9 protein-coding genes are annotated in these 12,553 nt (G+C 66.8%); 6 read left to right on the top strand and 3 right to left on the bottom strand.

All coding sequences use genetic code 11. The features are described 5' to 3' along the window. Window positions 1–4: 4 nt before the first annotated feature. Both ACFWF2_RS12545 and ACFWF2_RS12550 read right to left on the bottom strand, forming a co-directional pair. Window positions 5–2,293, bottom strand: a complete 2,289-nt coding sequence (locus ACFWF2_RS12545; protein ID WP_379307442.1) for an MMPL family transporter — start codon at window positions 2,291–2,293, stop codon at window positions 5–7. A 180-nt stretch (window positions 2,294–2,473) separates the two neighbouring features. Beyond that, complete coding sequence (locus ACFWF2_RS12550) at window positions 2,474–4,768, bottom strand: MMPL family transporter (RefSeq protein ID WP_379307444.1); 2,295 nt, start codon at window positions 4,766–4,768, stop codon at window positions 2,474–2,476. Between the two features lie 203 nt (window positions 4,769–4,971). Between ACFWF2_RS12550 and ACFWF2_RS12555 the strand changes: the two genes are divergently transcribed. The 5 genes from ACFWF2_RS12555 (at window position 4,972) to tgt (ending at window position 11,075) form a co-directional block, all read left to right on the top strand. Continuing rightward, window positions 4,972–5,565, top strand: coding sequence for a TetR/AcrR family transcriptional regulator (locus tag ACFWF2_RS12555; RefSeq protein ID WP_379307446.1), 594 nt, complete (start codon window positions 4,972–4,974; stop codon window positions 5,563–5,565). Between the two features lie 9 nt (window positions 5,566–5,574). Beyond that, window positions 5,575–6,051 carry an Rrf2 family transcriptional regulator gene (locus ACFWF2_RS12560; protein WP_189032238.1) on the top strand — a complete coding sequence of 159 codons (477 nt, stop codon included), beginning with the start codon at window positions 5,575–5,577 and terminating at the stop codon, window positions 6,049–6,051. An 84-nt stretch (window positions 6,052–6,135) separates the two neighbouring features. Next, window positions 6,136–7,869, top strand: coding sequence for an ABC transporter ATP-binding protein (locus ACFWF2_RS12565; protein WP_379307449.1), 1,734 nt, complete (start codon window positions 6,136–6,138; stop codon window positions 7,867–7,869). After that, window positions 7,866–9,773 carry an ABC transporter ATP-binding protein gene (locus tag ACFWF2_RS12570; protein ID WP_379307451.1) on the top strand — a complete coding sequence of 636 codons (1,908 nt, stop codon included), beginning with the start codon at window positions 7,866–7,868 and terminating at the stop codon, window positions 9,771–9,773. The genes ACFWF2_RS12565 and ACFWF2_RS12570 overlap by 4 nt, the downstream gene beginning before the upstream one ends. A gap of 48 nt (window positions 9,774–9,821) precedes the next feature. After that, complete coding sequence (gene tgt / locus ACFWF2_RS12575) at window positions 9,822–11,075, top strand: tRNA guanosine(34) transglycosylase Tgt (RefSeq protein ID WP_379307453.1); 1,254 nt, start codon at window positions 9,822–9,824, stop codon at window positions 11,073–11,075. Window positions 11,076–11,123: 48 nt separating this feature from the next. On the opposite strand, the gene ACFWF2_RS12580 is transcribed toward tgt, so the two are convergent. Next, the gene (locus tag ACFWF2_RS12580; protein ID WP_373291753.1) at window positions 11,124–11,897 is read right to left on the bottom strand and encodes a queuosine precursor transporter; all 774 of its coding nucleotides are present in this window, start codon (window positions 11,895–11,897) and stop codon (window positions 11,124–11,126) included. A 62-nt stretch (window positions 11,898–11,959) separates the two neighbouring features. Here ACFWF2_RS12580 and ACFWF2_RS12585 point away from each other — a divergent pair, with 62 nt between their 5' ends. After that, entirely contained in the window at window positions 11,960–12,550 is a 591-nt protein-coding gene (locus tag ACFWF2_RS12585; protein ID WP_379307455.1) for a DUF4190 domain-containing protein, read from the top strand. Window positions 12,551–12,553 lie beyond the last annotated feature (3 nt).

Genomic DNA, 12,553 nt, shown 5'->3' on the forward strand with positions numbered 1-12,553 from the left:
CCGGTCACATAGCCGCGGGTACCGGGGTCTTCTCCTGCTGCTGTAGTTCGCGCAGGCGAGCGCCCTCGACGTCGATGTCGGGGACGATCTTGTCCAGCCACTTCGGCAGCCACCATGCCCATTTGCCGAGCAGCACCAGCAGTGCGGGGATGAGCACCATGCGGACGACGAACGCGTCGAGGGCGACACCGGCCGCGAGCGCGAAGCCCATGGACTTGGCGGTGACGTCGGACTCGAGCAGGAACGAGCCGAACACCGAGATCATGATGATCGCCGCCGAGGTGACCACGCGCGCGCCGTGGTGATAGCCGTTGATCACGGCGTCGGTGGGGTCGGCGCCGTGCACGTATTCCTCGCGCATGCGGGTCACCAGGAACACCTGGTAGTCCATCGCCAGGCCGAAGACCAAGCCGATCAACATGATCGGCAGGAAGCTGACCAGCGGATGCGGGTCCTGGATGAGGCCGAGCTCGCCCTCCTGGAAGATCAGCACGGTCGCGCCGAAGGTGGCCGCCATCGACAGCAGGAAGCCGAGCGCGGCCGTGAGCGGGACCAGGATCGAGCGGAACACCAGGATCAGCAGGATGAACGCCGCGCCCGCCACGATCGCCATGTAGGGGACGATCTTGCTGAGCAGCACGTGGTCGATGTCGGCGTAGATGGCCGTGGTGCCGGTGATGCCGTACGACATCTTGTACTGGTCGTGCAGGGCCGGTTCGGCGTCACGGGCCGACTGCACCAGATCCTTGGTCGACTGCGCGTTGGGGCCAGCCTTCGGAATGCCGTTGATCAGCGCGCCCGCTCCGTCCTGGCTGAGCTGTGGTTCGGTGACCAGCTCCATATCGGGGTAGGACTGGAGCTTCTCGCGCAACGCGAGGAGGGCGGCCTGGCGCTGGTCGGCGGGGGTGTCGCTGAGATCGACCGCGATCTGCAGGACGCCGTTGCTGCCCTCGCCGAAGCCCTCGGTGCGCAGATCGTAGGCCTTACGGACGGTGGTCGACTTGGGCAGGCTGTCCTCGCCGGGCAGGCCGAGATTCAGGTTGATCGCGGGTGCGGCCAGCAGGCCGAGAGCGACGATCGCCAGGACCATCGTCACCGCGGGCCACTTGGCGATCATCCGGGCGACGCGGGTGCCGTTGGTGACGATGGTGTCGTCTTCCGGATCGTGCTGGGCGATCACCGGCAGCTTCGGTGTGAACAGGTGCTTGCCGAAAGCCCCGAGCAGGGCCGGCATCAGTGTGATCGCCGTGAGCACCGCGAAGGCCGCCGCGACCGCGCCGCCCAGACCCATGAAGGTCAGGAACCGCACGCCGACGATGCTCAGGCCGACCAGCGCGATGATGACGGTCAACCCGGCGAACACGACCGCCGAGCCTGCCGTACCCAGCGCGCTACCGGCGGCTTCCTCGGGCGAATCCTGCACCGCCAGTTCGTGTTTGTACCTGGACACGATGAACAGCGCGTAGTCGATCGAGAGCGCGATGCCGATCATCGAGGCCAGGAACGTGGTGAAACTGGGGATCGACAGCACCGAGGTGGACAGGAAGATCAGCGAGGTGGCCGCGCCGAGGCCGACGATCGCGGTGATGATCGGTACGAACGCGGCGACGATCGCGCCGAACGCCACGACCATGACCACCAGGGCCACCGCCATACCGATCATCTCCGACTTGCCGCTCGGCATCTCCTGTTCCATCGCGATCGTGCCGCTGATCTCGACCGTCAGCCCGGCGGCGCGGGCGGTGTCGCCGGCGTTGTAGGCGGCCTCGCGGTCGGCGGCGGTGATGTCGGCGAATTCTTTGATGGTGAACGGGACGCTCACGTACGCGACGGTGTCGGGTTCGGTCTTGTTCAGCACGTTCAGCGGTGCGCCGCTACAAATCGACGGATCGCGCTCGGCGCCGAGGCAGCCCATCTCCTCGGTCATCGCGACCGGATTCGGGATCGGCTTGCTGTGATCGACGATGTCGAGCTGTTCGAGCTGGGCGATCATCGTGTCCAGCGCCTGCCGGTTGGCCGGATCGGTGAGCTTCTGCCCGGCCGGTGCGCCGATGACATAGGTGCCGGTCACGGCGTCGAAGGCGAAGGCCTCGGACATGCCGGGGAAGTGTTTGTCCAGGATCTCGGTGGCCCGCTCCGACGGCAGGTTGGGCATGCTGAAGTCGTCGGTCATCGGTTTCTGCAGCTGGGCGCCGAGGCCGCCGAGCACGAGGAAGAACAGTAACCAGACTGGTAGCACGATCCATTTGCGGCGAAAGGCCAGCTTGCCCCACCGGTACAGATAGACGGACACGGTTTTCTCCTCGTGGTGATCGGTGCGGAGCGCGGATCGGGAGATACAGCCGGGTCGAACTAGTCCGAGTCTGGTGCCAGGTCATCGCGATATCAAGCAACCTGCCAGCCGTGGTGGGGCGAAAAGCACGACGACCCCGCAATCCTGGAGTGGATTGCGGGGTCGTGTGGTGGAGACAGGTCAGGCGACCGGAACCGGGTGCTTCACCGTCTCGGCGCCCTGGTTACGCAGCTGCTCGAGCTTGGAACCCTCGACGTCGATATCGGGCAGGATGCGGTCGAGCCACTTCGGAATCCACCACGACCACTTGCCCATGATGACCAGCAGCGCGGGCACGACGACCATGCGGACGATGAAGGCGTCGATCGCCACACCGGCGGCCAGCGCGAAACCGAAGGACTTCGCGGTGACATCGGTTTCCAGGATGAACGAGCCGAACACCGAGATCATGATGATCGCCGCCGAGGTCACGACGCGGGCGCCGTGGTGGTAGCCGGAGACCATCGCGTCCTTGGGCGACTTACCGTGCACGAATTCCTCGCGCATGCGGGTCACCAGGAACACCTGGTAGTCCATCGCCAGGCCGAACACCAAGCCGATCAACATGATCGGCAGGAAGCTGACCAGCGGCTGCGGATCCTCGATCAGGCCGAGCTTGCCCTGCTGGAAGATCAGCACGGTCGCACCGAAGGTGGCGCCCATGGAGAGCAGGAACCCGAGGGCCGCGGTGAGCGGAACCAGGATCGAGCGGAACACCAGGATCAGCAGGACGAACGCCGCGCCCGCCACGATCGCCAGGTACGGCACGATCTTGCTGAGCAGCACGTGGTCGACATCGGCGTAGATGGCGGTGGTGCCGGTGATGCCGTACTCCATGCCGTACTGGGCCTTGAGCTCGCCTTCGGCGCCGCGCGCCTCGGCGACCAGGTCCTTGGTTGCCTGGTTGTTCGGGCCCGACTTCGGCACGCCGTTGAGCATGGCGCCCTGCTTGTTCTCGCTCCACTGCGGCTCGGTGACGTAGTCCATGCCCTCGTAGGAGGCGAGCCGGTCGCGCAGCGCGCCGACCGCGGCTTCCCGCTGGTCCTCGGGCACCGCGCTCAGGTCGGTGACGACCATCAGCACGCCGTTGCTGCCCTCGCCGAAGCCGTCGGTGCGCAGCTCGTAGGCCTTGCGGACGGTGGAGGTCTTCGGCATCGAGTCCTCGCCGGGCAGACCGAGGTTCAGGCCGGCCGCCGGGGCGGCGAGCGCGCCGAGCACGACCACCGACAGGATCAGCGCGACCCACGGTGCCTTGCCGATCAGGCGGGCGAAACGCTGGCCGTTGGTGACCGAGCGCTCGTCCTCGGGGTCGTGCTGGGCGACCAGCGGCAGCTTCGGCTTGAACAGCGACTTGCCGAAGGCGCCCATCAGCGCGGGCATCAGGGTGATCGCGGTGAGCACCGCGAAACCGGCGGCGATGGCGCCACCGAGACCCATGAAGGTCAGGAACTGCACGCCGACGATGCCGAGCGCGCCGAGCGCGATGATGACGGTCAGACCGGCGAACACGACGGCCGAACCGGCGGTGCCGAGCGCGGTACCGGCGGCTTCCTCGGCCGAATCACGCACGGCCAGTTCGTGCTTGTAGCGCGAGACGATGAACAGCGCGTAGTCGATCGAGAGCGCGATACCGATCATCGAGGCCAGGAAGGTGGTGAAGCTTGGGACCTCCATCACCGAGGTACCGAGCATGATCAGCGAGGTCGCGGCGCCGAGGCCGACGATGGCGGTCACGATCGGCACGACCGCGGCGACGAGGGCGCCGAAGGCGACCACCATCACGATCAGCGCGACACCCATGCCGATCAACTCGGACTTGCCGCTCGGCTGCTCCTGCTTCATCGCGACGGAACCGCTGAGCTCGACGGTCAGGCCCGCGTTGCGGGCCTCGGCGGCGACGTCGTAGGCGGCGTCACGCTCGGCGTCGGTCACATCGGTGACGGCCTTGATGGTGAACGGCACGTTCAGCACCGCGACGGTGTTCGGCGCGGTCGAGCTGAGCACGTTGAGCGGCGCGCCCGAGCACTGCGACGGGTCGGGGTTGCTCAGGCAGCCCATCTTGTCGGTCAGCTCGATCGGGCTCATGAGCGGCTTCTCGTGATCGACGATCGGCAGCTCACCGAGCTTGGTGATGAAGGCGTCGATCGCGGCGCGGTTGGCCGGGTCGGTCAGCTGCTGACCCTCCGGCGCGCCGATCACGTAGGTGCCGGAGACGGCGTCGAACTTGAACTGTTCGGACATGCCGGGGAAGTGCTTGTCGAGGATCTCGTTGGCACGCGCCGAGGGCAGCGAGGGCATGCTGAAGTCGTTGGTCATCGGCTTGCTGAGCGTCGCGCCCAGGCCGCCGAGCAGGACGAACAGCAGTAGCCAGACCGGCAACACGATCCACTTGCGGCGGAAAGCGAACTTTCCCCATCTGTACAGGTATACGGACACGAGGGTGTGCTCCTAGCGCGAAGAACTCGGGTGGGATCAGGCTCGTAGACAGCACTCGCGGGTCGTCCCCTGTGGACCCGCCTCCACATCGTCGTTTTCTGCCTACCGTGCGGTAGGTAGAATACCGATACGGTAAGTGGAGGGGCAACCTCAATTTTTGGGGGTGCCGCAGAGGTCGCACCGAATCATGGGAGGATTGGCCGATGGCTGCCCGAGAAGTCGCCGATACCGTTACCGCAGGTAGAAGCACCAAAGAGGCGATCCGCGACGCCGCGGTAGAGCTGTTCGCGGCCAAGGGATTCGAGCAGGCGAGCCTGCGCGAGGTCGCCGATATGGTGGGAATCACAAAGGCCTCGCTCTACTACCACTACCCGTCCAAGCTCGATCTGCTCATCGCGATCATCGACCCGATCATCGACCACATGCGCGACATCGTCGAAGACATCGACGCCGTCCCTTACAACGACGAGGGCATCCGCGCGGTCCTGCGCACCTACCTGCGCGGGATGATCCGGCACCGCGACGCCGGCGCGCTCTGCGTGCGCGACACCGCCGCGATCGTCAACGCGATCGCCGATCGCTACCCCGACCTGATGGAACCCACCAGGGAACTGCGGTTGTGGCTGGCCGGTCCCGACCCGACGACGGAGTCCCTGCTGCGCGCCGCCGCCGCGATAGAGGTGCTCGGCGTGGCACTGCTGTCGACCGAACTGGCGCCAGGCGTTACCGACACCGTGGTGGAGAAGACCCTGCTCGACGCGGCGACCTGCGTACTGACCGCGTGCGGGACCGCGTAAGTTCGAGACGTGCATATCACCGCCAGGGTCGATTACGCGGTGCGAACGTTGCTCGAGCTCGCCGCGGCCGACGGAGTCGTCAAGGCCGAGGCCATCGCCGCCGCAGCGCAGATCCCACCGAAGGTGCTCGAGACCGTCCTGTCCGAGCTGCGCCGTGCCGAGCTCGTGTTGAGCAGGCGCGGACCCGACGGTGGCTATCGCCTCGCCAGGCCCGCGCCGGAGATCTCGGTGGCCGATGTCATCCGGGCCGTGGAGTCGCCGCTGGCCTCGGTGCGCGGACAGCGTCCCGAGGACGTGCGCTATCCCGGCGCCGCCGAACCGTTGCAGCAGGTGTGGATCGCGCTGCGGGTCAATATCAGGGCCGTGCTGGAGAACGTCTCGATCGCCGATATCGCGGCCGACCGACTGCCCGGTTTCATCGGTGAACTCGTCGCGGATCCGGGCGCGTGGGCGCGTCGCGAGCCGCGGACACCCGCCGCGCCGTGAGTTGTCCACAGGCCGGGAACTTATCCACAGCCCTGTGAAAACATCGCGTCACCGATTACCCGCACGCGGTAGCCTGCGATCATCATGTTGATCACCCTGCTGCGGACCTATCTGGCCCCGTACCGCGCCCAGCTGGCGGGGGTTATCGCCCTCCAGCTGATCTCGGTCATCGCGATGCTCTACCTGCCAAGCCTCAATGCCGACCTGATCGACAACGGTGTCACCCAGGGTGATATCGGCTACATCTGGACCACCGGCCTGTGGATGCTCGCGGTCAGCTGTGTGCAGATCGTGGCGTCCTCGGCGTCGGTGTACTTCGGTGCGCAGGCGGCCATGGGCGCGGGCAGGGACATGCGCGGTGGCGTGCTGCACAGGGTCGAGACATTCTCGGCCAGGGAGGTCGGCATGTTCGGCGCGCCGTCGCTGATCACCCGCTCGACCAACGACATCCAGCAGGTGCAGCTGCTCATCGTCATGTCGGTGACGATTCTGGTGATGGCTCCGATCATGTGCATCGGCGGCATCGTCATGGCGCTGCGCGAAGACCTCGGGCTGTCCTGGCTGCTGCTCATCGCGGTCCCCGCGCTGGCGCTGGCGATGGGCACGATCGTGGCGCGGATGGTGCCCGGCTTCCGGCAGATGCAGGCGCGCATCGACGATGTGAACCGGGTGCTGCGCGAGCAGATCACCGGTATCCGCGTGGTGCGGGCGTTCGTGCGGGAACGGCAGGAGATCTGGCGCTTCGGGATGGCCAACACCGCGCTCACCGACGCCTCGTTGCGCGTGGGCAAGCTGATGGCGCTGATGTTCCCGACGGTCATGCTGATCAGCAACCTCACCGCCGTCGCGGTGATCTGGTTCGGCGGCCACCATGTCGACAACGGCACCATGCAGATCGGCTCGCTCACCGCGCTGCTGTCCTACATCATGCAGATCCTGATGGCCGTCATGATGGCCTCGTTCCTGGCCATGATGGCGCCGCGCGCCGCCGTCTCGGCCGACCGGATCGGCGCGGTGCTCGAGACCGAGTCCTCGGTCCGCCCGCCGCGGCTGCCGCAGCCCTTCGCCGGTGACCCGGCCACGGTCGACCTGCGGTTCGCCGAATTCGCCTTCCCCGGCGCGGAGAAGCCGGTGCTGCGCGGCATCCGCTTCCAGGTTGCTCCCGGCACCACCACCGCGATCGTCGGCTCCACCGGCTCGGGCAAGACCACCCTGATCAACCTGATCCCGCGACTGATCGACGTCACCGACGGCGCGGTCTACGTCGGTGGCACCGATGTTCGCCACCTCGACCTCGAAAGCCTGCGCGGCGGGATCGGATTGGTGCCGCAGAAGGCGTACCTGTTCTCCGGCACCATCGCGAGCAACCTGCGCTACGGCCATCCCGGCGCCACCGACGACGAACTCTGGCACGCGCTCGAGGTCGCCCAGGCGGCCGATTTCGTACGCGAGATGCCGCAGGGGCTCGAGACGCCGGTCGCCCAGGGCGGCACCACGGTCTCCGGTGGCCAGCGACAGCGCCTGTGCATCGCCCGGGCGCTGGTGCGCAAGCCGCGCGTCTACCTGTTCGACGATTCCTTCTCCGCGCTCGACGTCGCCACCGACGCCAGGCTGCGCGCCGCGCTGAAGCCCGAGACCGCCGACGCGTCGGTGATCATCGTCGCCCAGCGGATCGCGACCATTCGCGACGCCGACCAGATCGTCGTCCTCGAGGACGGCGCGATGGCAGGCATAGGCACCCATGAACACCTGATGCAGCGGTGCCCCGAGTACCGCGAGATCGTCGAGTCCCAGCTGAGTGTGGAGGAGGCTCGATGAGGCCAGGCGGACCCGTACCCGGCGCCCCGGGCACGAAGGCCAAATCGTTCGGCCCGTCGCTGAAGCGCCTGCTGCGCAGGCTCGCGCCGGAACGCGGCGCCGTCGGCACGATCATCGGCCTGGTGATCACCTCGGTGGTGCTCAACACGCTGGGCCCCTACCTGCTCGGCAAGGCAACCAATCTGGTCTTCGACGGCTTCGTCGGCAAGCAACTCGATCCGCGGTTCACCAAGGAACAGACCATCGAGATGCTGCGCGACCGGGGCGAGAACACCCGGGCCGACATGCTCTCGGCGATAAACGTCATCCCCGGTACCGGCATCGATTTCGACGCCGTCGCCCGGGTGCTGATGATCGTGCTCGCGCTGTACGTGGCGGCCTCGGTGTTCGGCTGGCTACAGGGCTACCTGCTCAACATCGTCATCAACCGGACGGTGAAGCGGCTGCGCGACGAGGTGGAGAACAAACTGCACCGCCTGCCGCTGCGCTACTTCGACACCTCGCCGCGCGGTGACGTGCTCAGCCGCGTCACCAACGACGTCGACAATGTCTCGCAGAGCCTGCAGCAGACGATGAGCCAGCTGCTGGTCTCGCTGTTCACCGTGATCGGCATCCTGATCATGATGTTCTGGATCTCCCCGCTGCTCGCGCTGATCGCCCTGCTCACCGTGCCCGCAGCGATCGTGGTCACCGCGCAGATCGCCAAGCGATCCAAGCCGCACTTCGTCGACCAGTGGAAATACACCGGCGCGGTGAACGCCTCGGTCGAGGAGGCCTACACCGGCCACGAGATCATCACCGCGTTCGGCCGCGGCCGCGAGGTCGGCAAGGAGTTCGACGAGCGCAACCAGAAGCTCTACGACGCGAGCTTCAAGGCACAGTTCATCTCCGGCCTGATCATGCCGGCCATCATGTTCCTCGGGAACGTGAACTTCGTGTTCATCGCGCTGGTCGGCGGCCTGCGAGTGGCGACGGGCAACCTGTCGCTCGGTGAGGTGCAGGCCTTCATCCAGTACTCGCGCCAGTTCAGCCAGCCGCTCACCCAGATCGGCGCGATGGCCAACCTGCTGCAGTCCGGCGTCGCCTCGGCCGAGCGGATCTTCGAGATCCTCGACGCCGAGGAGCAGAGCCCCGACCCACTGGTGGAGAACCCGCGTCCGGTCGATCGCGGCCGGGTCGAGTTCGAGGCGGTGTCGTTCGGTTACGAGCCCGGGGTGCCGGTCATCGAGCGGCTGTCGCTGGTCGCCGATCCAGGGCACGTGGTCGCCATCGTCGGCCCGACCGGGGCGGGCAAGACCACGCTGGTCAACCTGCTGATGCGCTTCTACGAACTCGACGCGGGCACCATCGCGATCGACGACGTCGACGTCACCACCATCACCCGCGACCACCTCCGGTCCCGGATCGGCATGGTGCTGCAGGACACCTGGCTGTTCAAGGGCACGATCAGGGAGAACATCGCCTACGGCAATCCCAACGCCTCCGAACACGACATCCTCGCCGCGGCCCGCGCCGCCTACGTCGACCGGTTCGTGCACTCGCTGCCGCACGGCTACGACACGGTGATCGACGAGGAGGGCGGCGGAGTCAGCGCGGGGGAGAAGCAGCTGATCACCATCGCCCGCGCGTTCCTGGCCAAGCCGTCGATCCTGATCCTGGACGAGGCGACCAGCTCGGTCGACACCCGCACCGAACTGCTGGTCCAGCACGCGACCGCGGCCCTGCGCCGCGACCGCACCAGCTTCGTGATCGCCCACCGCCTCTCCACCATCCGCGACGCCGACCTGATCGTGGTGATGGAGAAGGGCCGCATCGTCGAACACGGCACGCACGAGCGGCTGCTCGAGGAACGGGGCGCGTACTTCCGCCTCTACAACGCGCAGTTCGCGGCGGCGGAGCTGTAGGAACAGGGTGTCCGGTGCCACGCCGGGCAGCCCTGGCACGATGGGCGGGTGGCCGATCCCAGCGAGTTCTCCTTCACCGTAGGCACCCGTCTCGACGGCGGGCGGCACGGCCGTACCGGCGTCATCGGTACCCCGCACGGGGAGATCGCCACGCCCGCCTTCATCCCGGTCGGCACCAAGGCGTCGGTGAAGGCGGTGCTACCGGAGACGATGAAGGACCTCGGCGCCCAGGCGCTGCTGGCCAACGCCTACCACCTGTACCTGCAGCCGGGCGCCGACATCGTCGACGACGCCGGTGGCCTCGGCAAGTTCATGAACTGGTCCGGCCCCACCTTCACCGACAGCGGCGGCTTCCAGGTGATGTCGCTCGGCGTCGGATTCAAGAAGGTCCTGGCCATGGAGGCCGTCGACATCCGCTCCGACGAGGTGATCGCCGAGGGCAAGGAACGCCTTGCCACCGTCGACGACGACGGCGTCACCTTCCGCTCGCACCTGGACGGTTCGAAGCATCGCTTCACGCCCGAGGTGTCGATGGGCATCCAGCATCAGCTCGGCGCCGACATCATGTTCGCCTTCGACGAGCTGACCACGCTGCTGAATACCCGTGGCTACCAGGAGAAATCGCTCCAGCGCACGCACGAATGGGCGCAGCGCTGCATCGATGAACACGAAAAGCTCACCGGTGACCGCGGCCACCGGCCCTACCAGGCGCTGTTCGCGGTGATCCAGGGCGCGCAGTACGAGGACCTGCGGCGCAAGGCTTGTCGCGAGCTCGAGGAGATCCGCGGTTCCGGCGGAACGGAATTCGACGGCTACGGCATCGGCGGCGCGCTGGAGAAGCACAACCTCGGCGCCATCGTCGGCTGGTGCTGTGACGAACTGCCCGAGCACAAGCCGCGCCACATGCTCGGCATCAGCGAACCCGAGGACATGTTCGTCGCCATCGAGAACGGCGCCGACACCTTCGACTGCGTCAACCCGTCCCGGGTGGCGCGCAATGCGGCGATCTACGTCGACGAGGGCCGGTTCAACATCAACACCAGCCGCTTCCGCCGCGATTTCACCCCCATCGACGAGAACTGCGACTGCTATACCTGCGCGCACTACACCCGCGCGTACCTGCATCACCTGTTCAAGGCCAAGGAGATGCTCTCGGCCACCCTCTGCACGATCCACAACGAGCGGTTCACCGTGCGGCTGGTCGACCGGATCCGCGAGAGCATCGATGGCGGCTACTTCGACGAATTCAAGGCCGAGTTCCTTGGTCAGTGGAAGGGCCGGGTCAAGGCCCCGGGCGCCTAGATACGCGAAGCGGCGGACCGGAATCCGGCCCGCCGCCCACTGCGGAACTCAATCGTGCAATGCGTCGACCTTCGCCGGGGCGTAGGTCGGTTCGGTCTTCTTGAGGAACGCGATCACGCGGTAGGTGATCGGCATGACGATGATCTCGACCAGCGTCTTCCACAGGAAGCCGACGATCACGTAGTTGACGAACGACTGCCAGCTGTCGATACCGATGGCGGTGGCGGCGATCGAGCAGAAGATCAGCGTGTCGGCGAACTCGCCGACCACGGTGGACCCGAGCAACCGGGCCCACAGGTGCTTCTCCTTGGTGCGTTCCTTGATCAGCACCAGGGTGGCCGAGTTCAGCAACTGCCCGACGAAGTAGCCGGCCAGGCCAGCGAGCACCAGCTGCGGCGTGGTGCCGATGACCGTGCGGAACGCCTCCTGGTTCTCGTAGAAGCCCGCGGCGGGGAGCCGGATCGCGATCGCGAAGGCGCCGACGGTCAGCAGCAGCGCGGCGAAACCGGTGTAGATGGCGTGGCGGGTGGCACGGAAGCCGTACACCTCGCTGAGCACGTCACCGAGGATGTAGGCGAGCGGGAAGAGGAAGAAGGCGCCGTCGGTCGCGATCGGCAGGATCTGTAGCGGGCCGAGCATCACCGACTTGTCGGCGAAGAACTCGACGCCCTTGGTGGCGCAGATGTTGGAGATGATCAGCGTCGCCGTGAACAGGGCGACAATTACCGGGTAGAACCCCCGCGCAACCTGGGCGAACGCCGCGTGGTCCGGCGCGGGGCGCCCAGATTCGGCAGGTTGGTCGAGCGTGTTTGCATCAGTCACGGCTCCTATCCAACCAAGGTCGGGGTGCCTCACGGGCGCGGGTTGTGGAATAGGCTGTACCAATGACGAATCCCGGCGATTCCGACGAATGGTGGAAGCAGTACGGCGGCTCCGGCGTGTCGCCGGAGTCCGGCGCGCCGGGTTCGGTGCCGCAGTACCCGCAGCAGCAGCCGTCGCAGCCTTCGAACTACCCGTCTACGCCGCAGTATCCGCAGCAGCCCGCCCAGCCGGGTTCGGCGCCGCAGTACCCGCAGCAGCCGTCGCAGCCGCAGTACCCCAACTACCAGCAGCCCTCCGCGCCGCAGTACCCGCAGCCGCAGCAGCCGCCGGCCTACGGGGGCGCCTACCCGGCCGGGGGCGGATACCAGCCGTACGGCGGATTCCCGCCGCCGCAGGGCACCAACGGCCTGGCGATCGGCGCGCTGGTCTCCTCGCTGGTCGGGTTGTGCACCTGCATCGGTTCGATCGTCGGCATCGTGCTCGGCATCATGGCGCTCAACCAGATCAAGGAGCGCGGCGGTGAAGGCCGTGGCATGGCGCTGGCAGGCATCTGGATCGGCGCGATCACGATCGTGCTCGGCATTCTCTACTTCGTGTTCGTGTTCATCTTGGGCATGTCGGGCGCTTTCGATTCGTCGACGTCCACATACTGATCC

Origin of the sequence: Nocardia sp. NPDC060259 (assembly GCF_042728775.1) — a bacterium.
Taxonomy (GTDB): domain Bacteria; phylum Actinomycetota; class Actinomycetes; order Mycobacteriales; family Mycobacteriaceae; genus Nocardia.